This is a genomic window from Nocardia sp. X0981 (assembly GCF_977089955.1).
Map to the genome: position 1 here is coordinate 3,177,271 of NZ_OZ372435.1, position 16,104 is coordinate 3,193,374.

The 16,104-nt window shown below is 70.1% G+C and carries 10 protein-coding genes; 9 read left to right on the forward strand and 1 reads right to left on the reverse strand.

All coding sequences use genetic code 11. The annotated features are described in order from the left end of the window. The first annotated feature begins 85 nt into the window (after positions 1–85). The 5 genes from ACYR7D_RS13940 to ACYR7D_RS13960 all read left to right on the forward strand — a co-directional run bounded on the left by ACYR7D_RS13940 (position 86) and on the right by ACYR7D_RS13960 (position 10,699). Positions 86–7,198: an amino acid adenylation domain-containing protein gene (locus ACYR7D_RS13940; protein WP_459549936.1), complete on the forward strand. Its 7,113-nt coding sequence runs from the start codon at positions 86–88 to the stop codon at positions 7,196–7,198. 76 nt (positions 7,199–7,274) lie between these two features. Beyond that, the gene (locus tag ACYR7D_RS13945) at positions 7,275–8,282 is read left to right on the forward strand and encodes an ABC transporter substrate-binding protein (protein ID WP_459549937.1); all 1,008 of its coding nucleotides are present in this window, start codon (positions 7,275–7,277) and stop codon (positions 8,280–8,282) included. Continuing rightward, entirely contained in the window at positions 8,279–9,607 is a 1,329-nt protein-coding gene (gene entS, locus ACYR7D_RS13950; protein ID WP_459545010.1) for an enterobactin transporter EntS, read from the forward strand. The genes ACYR7D_RS13945 and entS overlap by 4 nt, the downstream gene beginning before the upstream one ends. Further along, positions 9,607–10,443, forward strand: coding sequence for a siderophore-interacting protein (locus ACYR7D_RS13955; protein WP_459550151.1), 837 nt, complete (start codon positions 9,607–9,609; stop codon positions 10,441–10,443). The genes entS and ACYR7D_RS13955 overlap by 1 nt, the downstream gene beginning before the upstream one ends. A 13-nt stretch (positions 10,444–10,456) precedes the next feature. After that, on the forward strand, positions 10,457–10,699 hold the full coding sequence (locus ACYR7D_RS13960; RefSeq protein ID WP_459545011.1) for a phosphopantetheine-binding protein: 243 nt from the start codon (positions 10,457–10,459) through the stop codon (positions 10,697–10,699). Between the two features lie 47 nt (positions 10,700–10,746). Here ACYR7D_RS13960 and ACYR7D_RS13965 read toward each other — a convergent pair whose 3' ends face one another. Continuing rightward, complete coding sequence (locus ACYR7D_RS13965; protein WP_459545012.1) at positions 10,747–12,399, reverse strand: (2,3-dihydroxybenzoyl)adenylate synthase; 1,653 nt, start codon at positions 12,397–12,399, stop codon at positions 10,747–10,749. An 86-nt stretch (positions 12,400–12,485) separates the two neighbouring features. Here ACYR7D_RS13965 and ACYR7D_RS13970 point away from each other — a divergent pair, with 86 nt between their 5' ends. From ACYR7D_RS13970 to ACYR7D_RS13985, 4 genes are all read left to right on the forward strand, one after another. Continuing rightward, positions 12,486–13,292, forward strand: coding sequence for an SDR family oxidoreductase (locus tag ACYR7D_RS13970; RefSeq protein ID WP_459545013.1), 807 nt, complete (start codon positions 12,486–12,488; stop codon positions 13,290–13,292). A gap of 9 nt (positions 13,293–13,301) precedes the next feature. Next, the gene (locus ACYR7D_RS13975) at positions 13,302–14,450 is read left to right on the forward strand and encodes an isochorismate synthase (protein ID WP_459545014.1); all 1,149 of its coding nucleotides are present in this window, start codon (positions 13,302–13,304) and stop codon (positions 14,448–14,450) included. 76 nt (positions 14,451–14,526) lie between these two features. Next, positions 14,527–15,183, forward strand: coding sequence for an isochorismatase family protein (locus tag ACYR7D_RS13980; RefSeq protein ID WP_459545015.1), 657 nt, complete (start codon positions 14,527–14,529; stop codon positions 15,181–15,183). Positions 15,184–15,311: 128 nt separating this feature from the next. After that, on the forward strand, positions 15,312–16,100 hold the full coding sequence (locus ACYR7D_RS13985; RefSeq protein WP_459545016.1) for a thioesterase family protein: 789 nt from the start codon (positions 15,312–15,314) through the stop codon (positions 16,098–16,100). The last annotated feature ends 4 nt before the right edge of the window (positions 16,101–16,104 follow it).

Below are 16,104 nucleotides of genomic sequence, written 5' to 3' on the forward strand. Positions count from 1 at the left end.
TCAACTGTGATCGCGTGTTGCGACGGTGGGCGGATCACCGCCCTCGCCACGACAGCGAATGTGCTTCACAGCGAAGGGAGTTGCCGTGCCGGCGGCAGTGCAGAACGCCTCGGAGCCCAGCGATCCCGGACTACCGCTCACGGGTCCTCAACTGGGAATATGGAATGCGCAGCAGTTCGATCCGGAGTCCGGCCGCTATCTGGTCGGTGAGGTGCTGGAAATCTCCGGAAACGATCCGATCGATGTGGACCTGCTGGCCGAGGCGATCCGCCGCACCGTGGCGGAAGCGGAGAACATGCGCTTGCGCTTCCACGATACCGAAGCCGGGCCACGGCAATTCGTCGGCGACGAGCCCGCGGTCCTGCGGCCGATGATCGATCTGCGTGGCGCGGCCGACCCGGTTTCGCTCGCCCACGAGGCGGTCGCCCTCGAACGCCACGCTGCGGCGCAGCGCTGCCGCGGCATGGTGGACCGGCGACTGTACGACTACACGCTGATCCGGCTCACCGATACCGAGGTGTGGTGTGTGCAGCTGTACCACCACCTGATCGTCGACGGCTACAGTGCCGCACTGCTGTCGCGGCGGGTCGCCGCGCACTACACGGCGCTACGGCGCGGAAACGAGCCGCCCGCGGCGACTTTCGGCGCGATCGCCGCCCTGGTCGCCGACGAACAGGCCTATCGCGACAGCGAACAGTTCACCGAAGACCGGCGTTACTGGCGCGACCGGCTCACGCCCGCACCCTCGCTCGACGGCCGCGGTAGCGCACCGGGCGGGGTGGTCGAGCGCACGATCCGCGCCGAGGCCGTTCTGCCGGTCACCACGCTCGACGCACTACGCCACTGCGCCGAGCGCTACCGGATCACCTGGGCGGAGGGCCTGATCGCCTGCTACGCCGCGTATGTGCAGCGGCTGCTCGGCAATTCCGATGTCGTCCTGTCCATGCTGATGATGGGCCGGGTCGGCCGGGTGGCGCTGAGCACCCCGGCGATGGCGGTGAACGTACTGCCCCTGCGCCTCACCGTGCACGCACACGACACGATCGGCGAGCTCGGGGTGCGCGTTGCCGAAGCCCTGCGCGAGATGCGCCGGCATCAGCGCTACAGCGGCGCCGATCTGGCCCGTGACCTCCGCGGTTTCGGCGCCGGCGAACTCCTGCACGGTATCGGCGTGAACCTCAAGGTTTTCGATTTCGCGCTGGATTTCGACGGAGCCGCGGGCGTGCTGCGCAATATCGCCGGTGGACCGCCGGAGGACCTCGGGCTGGTGGTCACCCCGCTGCCCGACAAATCGGTGCTGCTCGGTTTCGAATGTGATGCGCGGACCAATGATCCCGAGAGCGCCTACCGCCGGATCGCCGGGCTGGTACGGGTGATCGAAGCCTTCACCGAACTGGACAAGGTGCCCGTCGGGGCGCTGGAACCGATCGAGCGCGCCGAACGCGACCGCCTGCTGGCCGCCCGCTCGGGTGCCGCGGCCACCGCCGACGCCGAACTGGTACCCACCGCGCTGGACCGGCTGGCCGGCGAGTACGCCGGCGAGACCGTTCTCGTCGCCGGGGAACAGCGCTACACCGGCGCCGAACTCGGTACCCGGGTGTGGCGGCTGGTCCGGTACCTGCGGGACCAGGGTGTGCGTCCGGGCGATCTCGTGGGCGTGGCCCTTCCGCGTACCGCCGATCTGGTGGTGGCGCTGCTGGCCGTCTGGCGGGCGGGAGCGACATATCTGCCCCTCGACCCCGAGTATCCGCTACCCCGGCTGCAGACGATGATCGACGATGCCGCGCCGGTACTCGTGCTGGCCGGTGCGGATCCGGCCGCCGGCCTGGACTGCCGGGCGGTGGTGGTGGACGGTGAACCGGTGCGGGCGGCGCTACGGCAGTATTCCGGCGCCCCGCTCACGGAAGCGGAAACCGGTGCGATCCGCGGCGATCACCCCGCCTACGTCCTCTACACCTCGGGGTCGACGGGGACACCGAAGGGCGTGATCGTCGACCATGCCGCCCTCGCGCAGCTGGTGGCCGCCCACCGGTCGGGGATCTACGCCGCGGCGGTCGAGCGGGCCGGTGGGCGCCGGCTGGCCGTGGCACACACCACCTCGTTCGCCTTCGACGCGGCCCTCGACCCACTGCTGTGGCTGCTGGACGGCCACCGGATCCACCTGTACGACAGCACGATCCGCCGCGATCCCGCGGCGCTGATCGCGGCATTGCGCGCCGATGAGATCGACGTGATAGACGGCACTCCCACCCTGGTCGCCGCGCTGTTCGGGCACGGCCTGGCCGAGGTGACCCCGCAATTGCTGGTTCTCGGCGGGGAAGCGTGCCCGCCGGATGTGTGGCGGCAGGTGCGGCGCGCCGGTATCGGCGCGGTCAATATGTACGGTCCCACGGAAGCCACCGTGGACGCCATCAGCGCGCCGGTGCGCGGGGACGATCCGCATATCGGCCTCCCGCTGCCCGGGGTCCGCGCCTATCTGCTGGACAACGGTCTGCAGGCGGTGCCCGACGGGGTATCCGGAGAGCTGTATCTCGCGGGATCGGGTATCGCGCAGGGATATCTGGGGCGCCCTGGGCTCAGTGCGCACCGTTTCGTCGCCGACCCTTTCGGCCCGCCGGGCGCGCGGATGTATCGCACCGGCGATCTCGCCCGCTGGGTGCCGGGGCGCGGCTACTTCTATTCCGGGCGTGCCGACGCCCAGGTGAAGATCCGCGGCCACCGGATCGAGATCGGCGAGGTGGAGGCGGCGCTGAGCGGGTTGCCGGAGGTCGCCGCGGCGGCCGCCGATATCCGGGAGATCGGCGGGCGGGACAGTCTGGTCGGCTATGTGGTCGCCACACCGGAGGCAGCGGGGGAACCGGCCGCCGGGTCCGCGGAGCTCGGGGCGCGGTTGCGCAACAGGCTGGCCGAAATAGTGCCCGGCCCGATGGTGCCGGCCCGGATCGTGGTGCTGGGCGAACTGCCGTGGACGGTCAACGGGAAAGTCGATCGCGCGGCGCTACCGGAACCGGCGGAGACCACCGGCGGACGGGCACCGGCCACCCCGGCCGAGCGTATCGTGCACGAGGTCGTCGCCGAACTGCTCGGCCGGGAAACCGTGGATATCGACGACGATTTCTTCGGGGCCGGTGGTGACAGCATCACCGCGATCGGGGTGTGCGCCCGGCTGCGCGAGCGTGGGCTCGGCCTGGTTCCCCAGGAACTGCTGACCCGGCGCAGTCTCGGTGAGCTGGCCGCGTCGGCCGAAGCCGCCGACAGCACGGCGGTAGCGGCGCCCTCCGTATCCGTACCGGCCACCGCCTCGATCTCTCTTCCGGCCGATACCGCGGCGGCGCTGGCGGCGGCACACGGTCCGATCGCCAATGTGCTGCCCCTGTCCCCGCTGCAGGAGGGGCTGCTGTTCCACGCACTACGGGACGGGGCGGCCGACGTCTACACCCTCACGGCCCGTTTCGAACTGTCCGGCCCGGTGGACCCGGATCGCCTGGCGGCCGCCTACACGGCGGTACTGCGCCGGCATCCGAATCTCGGAGCGGCGTTCCACTACGATCGGGCCGACCAGCCGGTTCAGGTGATCCCACGGGAACCGCGGGTGGCCTGGCGGGTAGCCGACCTCCGCGACCGGACCCCGGCTGCCGCGACCGCCGAGGCCCTGGAACTGGAAACCCATGCGGGGGCACAACCTTTCGATATCGGCGAGCCACCACTGCTGCGCGCCGTGCTGATCCGGCTCTCCGATTCGGCGCACCGGCTCGTACTCACCGCCCATCATCTGCTGGCCGACGGCTGGTCGGTGCCGATCCTGCTACGCGAGATACTGGCCCTCTACCACGGGGAGCGGCTCGCCGAACCCGGTTACTACGGCACCTATCTGGCCTGGATAGCCGGCCGCGACAGCGCGGCGGCGGCCCGGCGCTGGGGGGAATACCTGGCGGGACTGGAAGCGCCGAGCCTGGTCGGGGCGCCCGGCCCGCGGTCGGCGGCGGTCGGGCTGCGGGTTCCGCTCACCGAGGAGACCGCGAGCGAACTGGAAAAGTTCGGCCGCTCCCACGGTTTGACGATGAACACGCTGCTGCAGGGCGCGTGGTCGATGGTGCTGGCCGAACAGCTCGGCCGGACCGATGTGGTGTTCGGTGCCGTGGTCTCGGGCCGGCCCGCCGATCTGCCCGGGGTCGGCGGGATGGTGGGTCTGTTCAGCAACACCATCCCGGTGCGGATGACACTGGATACCGCTCGCCCGATGGCCGAACAGCTCGCCGAATTCCAGCGGACCACGCTCGATCTGCAGAATCGAGGCCATCTCGGCCTGGCCACCGTGGAACGGACGGTGGGCACCGGGCGGCTCTTCGACACCCTCGTCGTCTACGAGAACTTCCCCCGGACCGGTGTGGGGCCCAAGGACGCGCACGAGATCGGCGTGACGGACGTCGCCGTGCACAGCCGCACCCATTATCCGGTGACCGTGACGGCGCTGCCCGGTGACTCCTTCCGGCTGATGCTGCACTACGCGCCGGGCGCGGTCGGGGCAGCGTCCGCCCAGCGGATGGCCGCCCGCCTCGCGACCGTGCTCACCGCACTGGTGGGCGATCCGGATGCCGCGGCCGGCGCCGTACTCGACAGCACACGCCACCCCGGCAGCCACGGCGCAACGCTGGCCACCTGGTCGGCGGCCGTCGCGATCGACCCCGATGCCCCCGCGCTCACCGCCGAGGGCACCACGATCGATCATCGCGAATTCGACGGGCGAGCCAACCGTCTGGCCCGCCTGCTGGTGTCCCGAGGAATCGGCCCCGAGACGGTCGTGGTGGTCGCGATGCCACGCTGCCCCGAGGCGGTGATCGCCGCGCACGCCATCAGCCGGGCCGGTGGCGTCTATCTCCCGGTGGATCCCGGGCAGCCCGCCGAACGCCTCGACACCATCCTCGTCACCGCCGTGCCGGCCCTGGTGCTGACCACGGCCGCCGCGAGCTTCCACACCGGGCGGGCGCCCGTGATCGCCACCGATACGCTCGATCTCACCGGTTTCGCCGCCACCGCGGTCACCGATGCCGAGCGCCTGGCCCCGCTGCGCCCGGACAACACCGCCTACCTGCTCTTCACCTCGGGGTCCACCGGAGTGCCCAAGGGGGTCGCGGTCGCGCACGCGGCCATCGTGAACACCTTTGCCTGGCTGCAGGAACAGCACCGGTTCGGGGTGGGGGACACCGTGCTGTACCGCACCCCGGCGACCTTCGACGCATCCCTGCTGGAGATCTACCTACCGCTGCTGGTGGGCGCCCGAGTCGTGCTGGCGCGGCCGAACGGCCAGCGCGACCCCTACTATCAGGCGCGGCTGATGGCCGACGAGGGCGTCACCGCCGTCCAGATGACTTCCTCGATGCTCACCACCATGGCCGAGGAAAGCGATCTCACCGGGTGTTCGGCGCTGCGCTGTGTGTTCACCGGCGGGGAACCGCTGCCGCCGGCCACCGCGCGGACCTTCCGGGAAATGACCGGGGCCGTGGTGAACAACCTCTACGGGCCCACCGAGGCCGCGGTCTGCATCACCTATCACGTCACCGACGACACCGATGTGGAGACGGTCCCGATCGGCCGGCCCCCCGGCGGCGTGGGTGTGCGGGTACTCGACGGGCGGTTGCGGCCGGTTCCTTTCGGGGTCGTCGGTGAGCTCTACCTGACCGGGGCGCAGCTCGCCCGCGGCTACCTGCACCGGCCCGCGCGTACCGCGCACACCTTCGTCGCCGACCCCGGGGGCCGCGGCGAACGGATGTACCGCACCGGTGATCTGGTGCGCTGGGGTGCCAACGGTGAACTCGAGTACCTCGGCCGCACCGACAGCCAGGTCAAATTACGTGGGCAGCGTATCGAACTCGGCGATATCGAAGCCGCGGTACTGCGCCGGCCCGAGATCGCCCAGGCCGCGGTGATCCTGCGCGAGGACACTCCCGGCGACCAGCGGCTGGTGGCCTATCTGCGGGCGCGTTCGGGTGCGATCGTGGATACCGGCGCGGTCCGCGCCACGCTGCGTGAGACGTTGCCCGCCTACATGATTCCCGCGGCATTCGTGGAACTCGACGAGATCCCGATGACATCGAGCGACAAACTGGATCGCACGGCGCTGCCGGTGCCGGGGTATCCGGTCGAGGCCGCGGCCGTCCCGGCCCCCGCCGGGCGTCCGGCGCCGACGCACGTGGCCGCAGCGGTGACCGAGGCGATGGCCGCGGTGCTCGGTGTCGCCGCGATCGGGCCGGACGACGATTTCTTCGCCGCCGGTGGGCATTCGCTCACCGCGGTACGCCTGGTGGGGCGGCTGCGCCGGGCCGGGTACGAGGTGGTGGTCGACGACGTTTTCGAGGCACCGACCGCGCGAGCCCTCACAGCGCGGATCCGACGGGTGCCGCTGTCCGGCGAGAACATCTCCGGTATCGAGCTTTCCGTGGCCGGCGCGGTGCCGGAGGAGATCGCCATGCTGGGCCGGCGCCTGGATCCCGTGTTGCCCCTGCGCTCCGGCGGTACGGCCGAGCCACTGTTCTGCGTGCATCCGGTGGGGGGAACCGCCTGGCAGTTCGCCCCGCTGGCCCGGCGGCTGCGTGCCGACCGGCCACTGGTCGGATTGCAGCTGCCCGCCCTGCGCGGCGCGGCTTCCGGGGCCACGACCATCGACGAACTCGCCGTGCGGTACCTGGCCACGATCCGGGAGATCCAGCCCGAGGGCCCGTACCATCTGCTGGGCTATTCCCTCGGCGGCAATATCGCCCACGCGCTGGCGGCGGCGCTCGCCGCCGGCGGCGCGGAGGTCGCCTTCGTGGGTCTGGTCGATTCGCATCCGCTGTCCGGCCTCGCCGGGCCGGCGACGCAGGCGCTGGCCGATCCCGGCCGCCTCGAGGCGCTGCTCCCGGAGCTGCCCGAGGACACCCCGGATCTCGCGGCCCGTATCCGGGCCGCGGCGACCGAACTCCTGCGGATGGTCCCGGTTTCCGCGGCGCCGCGATACGACGGGCCCATGGCCCTGTACGCGGCGGACCCCGGCGCTGCCGACGATACGGCGCGAGTGACGGCCCAGCTGTCCGGATGGCGTGCCGACGGAGCGCGGGTCATCACCCGCAGGCTGCCGTACACCCATTTCGGCATCGTGTCGGAACAGGGGTGGGCGGAGGTCGCGGCGCTACTCGATACCGAACCGGCCCTGCGGACATGACCGTGCGAGCCGGTCCCGCCCCTTCGCCGCGGCCTCGTCCGGTGCCCGGCGGTTCGAGAAAGAAAGTGGAACACCTATGTCGCTGTTATCCCCCAGCCGCTTCGCGGTCCGGCTCCGTGCCGTAGCCGGATTGTTCGTCGCGGCCGCCGTGGTGGTCGCGGGCACCGGATGCGGCTCGGGTGCCGGACCCGCCGCCGGTTCCGATACCCGCCCGGTACAGACCGACCGCGGCACGGTCGAGGTCCCCGCCGATCCGCAGCGCGTCGTGGTGCTCAACGGGGCGCTCGCCGGCTACCTCTACGACCTGGACGTTCCGGTGGCCGCGGCCGATCCGCGAGTGCTCGGGGTCAGTGGCCGCAGCGCCGACTTCCCCCAGGCGTGGGCGGCGGACGCGCAGGAGCAGGGCACACAGGTGGTGCCGGTCGGGCAGAGTGTGAATCTGGAGTTCATCGCCTCGGTGCGACCCGATCTGATCATCGGCGGCGGTCAGGGATTCACCGCGAAACAGTCGGTGGACGCCTACGATCAGCTCAGCGCCATCGCGCCCACGGTCCTGGTGCCCGCCGGCACCACCGGCTGGCAGGACCAGCTGAAGCTGCTCGCCGATGTGGTGAACCGCGGCGACGACGTGGCCGAGCTGGTCACCGCCTACGAGAACCGGGTGAAGCAGGTCGCGGCCGAGATCCGGGTGCCGGAGCAGAAGGTCGGCTACTTCCAGTCCGCCGCGGACAACCGGCCCAAGATGATCCTGCCCGATGCGGCCCTGCCGACGCTGCTGGCCGAGCTGGGTTTCCGGGCCGACGATCAGGTGCTGGCCAAAGCCGGTGCCCCCGAGGTCGACCCCTCCGCCGACTGGTTCGGTTTCAGTCCTGAACTGCTGACCGAGGTGGTGGACGCGCCGGTGCTGTTCGTGGTGCCGCTCAGCGGCGCCAAGAGCGCGGCCGAGCTCGCGAAGGATCCGATGTACGCCCAGTTGCCCGCGTTCGAGGGCAAGAAGGTCTACGAACTGCCGGCCACCAGCTACCGGCCGGACTATCGCGGTGTCATGCACACCCTCGACCTGATCGCGGAGCAGTTCAAGTGAAAGCCCCCGCCGGCCTCCTGATCGATACCTCTCCGTTGCGGGAGAGCCGGCGGTTCCGCTGTGCCTTCGGCGCGCGGCTGGTCTCGGTTCTCGGCATCGGTCTGCTGATGGTGGCTCTGCCGGTGCAGGTCTACGAGCTCACCGGTTCGAGCCTGCACGTCGCCGGGGTGTCCACGACAATGGCGGTGGCGCTGTTCGCCGGCAGTCTCGGCGGCGGGGTCGTCGCGGATCGCTACGACCGGCGCACGGTGATGCAGTGGTCCCGCACGGCGGCGGGCCTGGCGTTCCTGGCCCTCGGTGGCAATGCGCTGTTACCCGATCCGGAGCTCGCGGTGATCTACGCCGCGGCCACGGTGGACGGGCTGGCCGGTGGGGTCAGCGGTTCGGCGATGATGGCCCTGGTGCCGATGCTGGTGGGCCGGGAGAAGATCGCCGCGGCCGGTGCCCTGACCACACTCACCTCGGATCTGGGCACCATGATCACCCCCGCTGTCGCCGGTGTGCTCATCGCCCGGATCGGCGTCTCTTTCGCCTTCTTCGCCGCCGCGGCGGCGACGGTGGGCACCGTGGCGCTGATCCGGGCGATCGGGTCGGCGCCGCCGCCGGCCCGGGAGATCCGTAATCCGCTGGTCGAATTGGGTAGGGGTATCGGATTCGCGGTGCGGCACCGTATCATTCGCGCGGTGCTGGTGAGCGGTCTGCTCGCCATGCTGGTGAGCGGGCCCCTGGTGTTGCTGCCCGCCTTCGCCGACCGCGCACTCGCGGCCGGCCCGGCGACGCTGGGCCTGCTCTATGCCGCGCCGGGTGCGGGCGCCGTACTGGGATCGCTGACCAGCGGGTGGGTCGGTCGCGCGCAGCGTAACGGGGCGGTGCTGCTGGTATCGCTGGCGCTCATGCCGCTCGGGGTGATCATGGCGGGTCTCTGGCCGCAGGCCGCGTGGAGTTTCCTCGGGCTCGCCGCCTTCGGGGCGGCCCGGGCGGTGAACAACATCCTGCGCTACGCCGTTCTGCAACAGCAATCACCGGAGGATATGCGCGGCCGGATGTCGGGCCTGCTGCTGGTGCAGTCGGTGACGGGGACGGCACTCGGGTCCATGGCCGCCGGCGTGGTCGGCGGTCTCGTGGAGCCGGGGACCGCCCTGGTCGTCTACGGGGCCGCGGTGCTGGGGCTCTTCGTACTGGCGCTGGTGCTGGTGGCACCGCTGTTCCGGCTCACCGCGGACACCGGCCGGCCCGCCGCCCCGGTGCCGGTACCGGAGGTTCGGCCGCCGGTGCCGGAAACCGGGGCCACCGGGATCGTGGACAAGGGAAAGGACGGTATGTGATGGATCGTGGGGCCTACCGTGAGCGGATCGCCGAGGTACTGGCCGGTGCGCACGGGGCGAAGGTCGGGTATCCGATCGGATTGCGGGAGCTGGAGGTGATCCGCACCGCACGAATCGGTTCCGGCCTGCTCCGGATCACCTTCGGCGGGCCGGAGCTGGACGGATTCCACAGCTGTGTTCCGGACGAACACGTGCGGCTGGTGTTCCCGGATACCGACGGCACGCTACGGCTACCGGTGCGTGACGGGCTGTCTCTGGAATGGCCCGCGCCACGCCCGGTTTCGCGGGAATACACGGTGCGCCGCTACGACGCGGCGGCCGGGGAACTCGATATCGATTTCGCGTTGCACCCCGGTGGCCTGGCCTCGGACTGGGCGCTGGAAGCGCGTCCGGGAACGCGGATCCACATCGCCGGTCCGCCCGGGGGCGTGGTGGTGCCCACCAGCTACGACAACTACCTGTTCGCCGGCGATATCACTGCGCTGCCGGCGATAGCGCGCTGGCTGGAGTGGCTACCGCGGACGGCTACGGGCTGGGCGCTCGTCGAGGTCGCCGACGCGAGCCAGGAGATCGGACTGGACGCACCGGCCGGGGTCGAGGTGCGGTGGCTGCACCGGGGTGATGCGGCGCCGGGTACCGGCGATGCGCTGGAGAAGGCCGTCCGCTCGGTCACTGTGCCCGCCGGGCAGAACGTCTACGTATGGATCGCCGGTGAAGCCGGGCAGCTGCGCCCGATCCGTAAATGGGTGCGCGGCGAACTCGGTATCGGGCCGAAGGACTGCCTGATCGCGGGCTACTGGAAACGAGGGGTCGCGGATTTCGACCGCGAGGAATGAGGAGAACACAGCGATGACGAAGGACGGAACGGCAGTGGCCGATCGCGCGCATTTCATCCGTGATGTGGCCGATGCGCTGGGCGTGGCGCCGGAGGAACTGTCCACCGATACCAATCTGCTCGACGCGGGACTGGATTCGGTACGCATCATGCAGTTGGTGGAGAAGTGGCGGTCCGAAGGGCACGAGACCGTGGACCCGCTGATGCTCGCCGGAGATCCGGTCCTGGACTCCTGGCTGGAGGTATTGTGCCCGTGACCGGGCACCGCGAACCGCGCATGTGGCGCGGTTCGCGGTACCGGGGGTCATCCGGTCCGGTGCCGCTCGGCGAGCAGGCGCCGCAGCTCCCGGCGGCTGGTCTTGCCGACCCCTGTTTCGGGGAATTCCGCGACGGTGACCACCGTGTCCGGCATCTTCCAGGCCGCGATACCGCGCTCCCGGACGAAGGTGCGCACCGTGGTCGGCGTGGGTGGGGCCGCCGGGTCGGCGGGCTGGACGAAGGCACAGATACGCTGGCCGAGAACCGGGTCGGGGGTTCCGACGATCACCGCGTCCCGGATGCCGGGGTGTGCCAGCAGGTGGGCCTCGAGTTCTTCGGCCGAAACCTTTTCCCCGCCGCGGTTGACCCAGTCACCGGCCCGGCCCTTCACCACCAGGTTCCCGTCCGGCCGCATCGCGACGATATCGCCGGTGCGGTACCAACCGTCGTCGGTGAAGCTGCGGGCGTCGGCCTCGGGGTTGTCGTAGTAGCCGCGAATCGTATAGGGCCCCTGAGTCAGCAGATTCCCGTCGGCGCCCGGGGCCACCTCGGCACCGGTATCGTCGACGATCTTGATCCGGTCGGCCTCCGACATCGGACGGCCCTGGGTGCCCACCACCACATCGATCGGATCGTCGAGCCGGGTATAGCAGACCAGGCCCTCGGCCATACCGAAAACCTGCTGCAGTGTCGCACCGAGCGCGGGGCCGACGCGCCGGGCCAGTTCGTCGGGGCAGCGGGCGCCGCCCACCTGGATCACTCGCAGACTGGACAGATCAGGCAGGTCGCCGCCTTTTTCGGCCCGCTCCACCCACAACCGGGCCAGCGGGGGGACCAGTCCGGTGATGGTGACGCCGAAGCGTTCCACCGCCGCGAACGCGGTCGAGGGGGTGGGATCGGGGGTCATCGCCACCGTGCCGCCTGCGTAGAGCGCGCCGAGGATTCCCGGGGAACTCATCGGGAAGTTGTGCGCGACGGGCAGTGCCGCGAGGTAGACGGTATCCGGGCCGAGACCGGTGATCTCGGCGCTGCGCCGCACGCTGTAGAGGTAGTCGTCGTGGGTGCGGGGGATGAGCTTGGGGATTCCGGTGCTGCCGCCGGAGAGCTGCAGGAACGCCACCTCTCCGGCGTCGGGGGCGGGCAGTCGACCGGGTTCGTCGCGGAAATCGGCGAGGTCGGCCGCGCCATCGGCGAAGATACGGTCGGTCTCGTCGGTGACGAGCAGGACGTGGCGCAGGCTGTCGACCCGGGTGCGCACCGTATCCGCCAGTGCCGCATAGTCGAAGCGTTGATGCCGGTCGCAGGTGATCATGGCCACCGCCCGGCTCGCGGTGGCGATCGGTACCAGTTCGGCCTCCCGGTGGGCGGGCAGGCAGAACACCGGCAGTGCCCCGATCCGGAACAGCGCGAAGATCACTTCGACGAATTCGGCGCGGTTGGGCAGCTGGACCAAGACGCGATCGTGGCGCTGGATCCCCAACCGGATCAGTCCGGTGGCCAGCGACCGGGAGCGGTGGTCGAGTTCGGCGTAGGTCCAGCGGTGTGCCGCGTCGACGACGGCGATCGCCTCGGGGACCGCCGCGGTGCGGTCGGTCAGCAGGTCACCGAATGTCTTGCCGATCCAATAGTTTTCGCTACGATACCGGGCTATCTGATCCGGCGGCCACGGGGTGAAACCGGGGAGAGCGGGCGATGACATGTGGCACCTCTTTCCGATCGGCGATCTTGTTCGATGTCACACCGGGGCGCTGGTCTTACGGTGTAACTTCAGGTTAGGCTAACCTAATGATCGCGAACCAGTGGGGCGCAAGTCTCCTCGTCACGGGGGCTGCCGGGGGTATCGGAGCTGCAGTCGCCGCGGACCTCGCCGGTGATTACGCGAGTATCGCGCTGTGGGACCGGGCCCCGCGGGTGCGGGAGGTCGCCGACCGGCTCGGTAGGCAGCACGAGAACAGCACTGTCGAAGCCACCGAGGTCGATATCAGTGATCCGGAGGCGGTTTCCGCGGCATTCGATCACGTACTCGCCGCCCACGGCACCCCTCGTGTCGTCGTCCATGCCGCCGGTGCCATGATCGGCGGATCCGCATTGGACACATCGCCGGAGGAGTGGCAGCGGTGCGTCGCGGTCAACGCGGGTGGCGCCGTGTACGTGGCCCAGCGCGCGGCTCGCGAAATGGTTGCCGCCGGAGGCGGTTCCATCGTGGTCGTCGCCTCCAACTCCGCCACCACCCCCCGTGTGGGCCTGGCGGCCTACGGCGCCGCGAAAGCCGCCGCCGCCGCCTTCACCCGCTCACTGGCGCTGCAGGTCGCGCCGCACGGGGTGCGGGTCAACCTGGTGTCGCCGGGGTCGACCGACACCCCCATGCTGCGCGGAATGTACTCGGACTCCGATGCCCACGGACTCGGCGAGGCCGCGCGGGCGAGTCTGCTCGACGGCGATCCGGAGAACTACCGGCTGGGTATCCCGCTACGCCGGATCGCCGATCCGGCCGATATCGCCGCCGCGGTCCGCTTCCTGGTTTCCGATGCCGCGCGCCACATCACCATGCACGACCTCCGGGTCGACGGCGGCGCGACGCTGGATATGTGACACGAGAGGATGATCACCATCAACGCCGAGCATTCCGCCGAGATCGCGGACCCAGCCTTTGTCCTGTCCCGGCCGCAACGCACCGTGACCGCGTCGGCCGGAGATCGTGTCTTCCACAGCGCCGCCGATGCCGTAGCGCAACTACGCGCCCGTAAGGTGACCCATATCGTCGGTGCGCTGCCCTTCGCCCCCGATGCGCGCGCCGCATTGTGGGCGCCGGAAGCGGTATCGGTGACCGAGGGCCGCCGCCCGTCGCGCCCGGTGCGTACCCCCGCTATCGCGGTCACCGAGAACCTGCCCGAACCCGAGGAGCACATGCGGCGCGTGGCCGCCGCGGTACGCCTCCTCGCCGATCCCGCGCATCCCCTCCGGAAAGTGGTGCTGGCCCGGGCGCTCCGGGCGCGCGCCGAGTGCCGTGTGCGAGCGCTGGACCTGCTGGACCTGCTGGTCTCCACCGACCCCGCGGGTAACGGCTATCTGGTGGATCTCTCCGCCGCGGGCGGTGTTCACCGGGGCCACCACCTGGTGGGCTCCAGCCCGGAAATCCTGGTGCGGCGCCTGGGTACGGAGGTGACCAGCCATCCGCTGGCCGGGTCGGCACGCCGGATCGCCGACGACCCCGTGGCCGATCGCATCGCCGCCGAAAAACTGCTCGGTTCGGCGAAGGACCAGCACGAACACGGTTACGTGGTCGATCATGTCGCCGCGGTGCTGCGCGACCGGTGCGTCGATGTGCGCATGCCCACGCGCCCGGACCTCACCGAGACCCCCGCCATGTGGCATCTCGGTACCGCACTCGCCGCGACGGTCGCCGCGGAGGGCCCCTCGGCCCTGGAATTGGCCGCGGCGCTGCATCCCACGCCCGCCATCTGCGGCACCCCCACCGCGGCCGCGGCGCGGTTGATCGCTGAGCTCGAGGGCGAGCGCGGCTTCTACGCCGGCGCTGTCGGGTGGTGCGATGCCGAGGGGAACGGCGAATGGATGGTCAGCATCCGTTGCGCTGAACTGGCCGCCGACAACCGGACACTGCTGGCGTACGCGGGCGGCGGCATCGTCGCGGAATCCGATCCCGAGGACGAACTCGCCGAGACCACCGGCAAGCTCGCCCGGGTCCTCGAACCGCTGGGCGTGACCGGACATCCCACCCCCGTGTCCTGATCAGCGATTTCCCACTACCGCGCCCGCCCACAGCCTGTAAAACCCGCGGGTCACAACAGACGAGGAGTTCCGGCCGATGCCCATGCAGCCGATCGCACCCTATGCGATGCCGTCCCTGGACGAGGAGATCACCAACCGGGTCTCCTGGAAACTCGATCCCGACAGATGTGCCCTGCTGATCCATGACATGCAGAACTATTTCCTGACGGCCTATCAGCTCGACCGCGATCCGGCCCGCACCATGATCGCCAATATCGCCCGGCTCCGCGCGCGTTGCCACGAACTGGGCATACCGGTGGTCTACAGTATGCAGCCGGGTGATCAGCATCCTTATCGGCGTGGGCTGCTCGCCGATTTCTGGGGTACCGGAATGTCGGACGGCCCCGATACCGAGGTCATCGCCGAATTGACACCCGCCGAGCAGGATATACGGGTCACCAAGTGGCGCTATTCGGCGTTTCAGCGCACCGATCTGCGGCAGCTGCTCGGATACCGTAACCGGGATCAACTCGTGGTCACCGGTGTCTACGCCCATATGGGCTGCATGCTCAGCGCCGCCGAGGCGTTCATGAACGATATCCACGCGTTCCTGGCTCACGATGCCGTCGCGGACCTCAGTCGGGAAGAGCATGTGATCGCGCTGAAATACACCGCCCGCCGCTGCGGGATGGTGCTCGGCACCGAAGAGATACTGGCGCAGTTGCGGCCCGCGGTGGTGCATTCGGGGGCCTGACCCGGCGGCCGGTGCCCCAAAGCCGCGCGGCGGTGCGAATCGCCGGCCGTTCGCGGCACCTCTGCGGACCCATCGAATTAGAACGTGTTGTAATTCTGGGACGGGTTCGCGTGAGAGGAGTCGCTACCGTGTTCGCGTTCTTCACCAGGGAGGGTGAGCAGTATCTGCCCACCCGGATAGCCATGTCGAGTTGGAGCCCCACCCAGGTGGGCGGGCCCGCGGTCTGCGGCCTGCTGGCGCGCGAACTGGAAACTCTTTGCCCTGGAGACGAATTCGTACCGTCACGGCTGACCGTCGACCTCTTCCGTCCGGTCGTCGACGAACCCGCCACCCTGCGCAGTACGGTCGTGCGGGAAGGGAAACGGATCTGCGTGGCCGACGCGGAACTGCTGCAGCGAGGGGAGGTACGCGCCCGGGCGACCGTGGTCTACCTGCGCACCGGCGATATCCCCGAGGGCGAACTCTGGCAGCCCGATCGCGAACTACCGGTCCCCGAGACCCCGGATGCCTCGGAAGCGGGCGCGCGTCCGCTGTTCAAGAACGGGAACGGCGCGTGGACCCGCGATTTCGCCGCCTCCCAGAACGCCGAGCGCAAGGCGATCTGGCAGAACATGCTGCCGGTGGTCGCGGGGGAGCCGGTCACCCCCTTCCAACGGGTCGGAATGGCCGGTGACGCCGCCAGTTTCATGTGCCACTGGGGGAGCGCGGGCATCGGTTACATCAACGCGGACATGACCCTGGCCCTGGCCCGGCTCCCCATCGGGCCGGGCATCGGTGTCCTGGCGCAGGACCAGGTCGCGGTCGCGGGTATCTCGGTCGGCACGGTCACGCTGTACGACCGGAGCGGTCCGCTCGGTACCGCTGTGGTGACCGCGGTCTCCAATACGCGGCGGCAGGTCGATATGCGGCGGTTCTGAACGG

What these genes read in the sequence shown, in the direction of transcription:
- ACYR7D_RS13955 (WP_459550151.1), top strand. Translation starts at nt 9,607, where the DNA reads ATGGATCGTGGGGCCTACCGTGAGCGGATCGCCGAGGTACTGGCCGGT.
- ACYR7D_RS13960 (WP_459545011.1), top strand. Translation starts at nt 10,457, where the DNA reads ATGACGAAGGACGGAACGGCAGTGGCCGATCGCGCGCATTTCATCCGT.
- ACYR7D_RS13965 (WP_459545012.1), bottom strand. Translation starts at nt 12,399, where the DNA reads ATGTCATCGCCCGCTCTCCCCGGTTTCACCCCGTGGCCGCCGGATCAG.
- ACYR7D_RS13970 (WP_459545013.1), top strand. Translation starts at nt 12,486, where the DNA reads ATGATCGCGAACCAGTGGGGCGCAAGTCTCCTCGTCACGGGGGCTGCC.
- ACYR7D_RS13975 (WP_459545014.1), top strand. Translation starts at nt 13,302, where the DNA reads ATGATCACCATCAACGCCGAGCATTCCGCCGAGATCGCGGACCCAGCC.
- ACYR7D_RS13980 (WP_459545015.1), top strand. Translation starts at nt 14,527, where the DNA reads ATGCCCATGCAGCCGATCGCACCCTATGCGATGCCGTCCCTGGACGAG.
- ACYR7D_RS13945 (WP_459549937.1), top strand. Translation starts at nt 7,275, where the DNA reads ATGTCGCTGTTATCCCCCAGCCGCTTCGCGGTCCGGCTCCGTGCCGTA.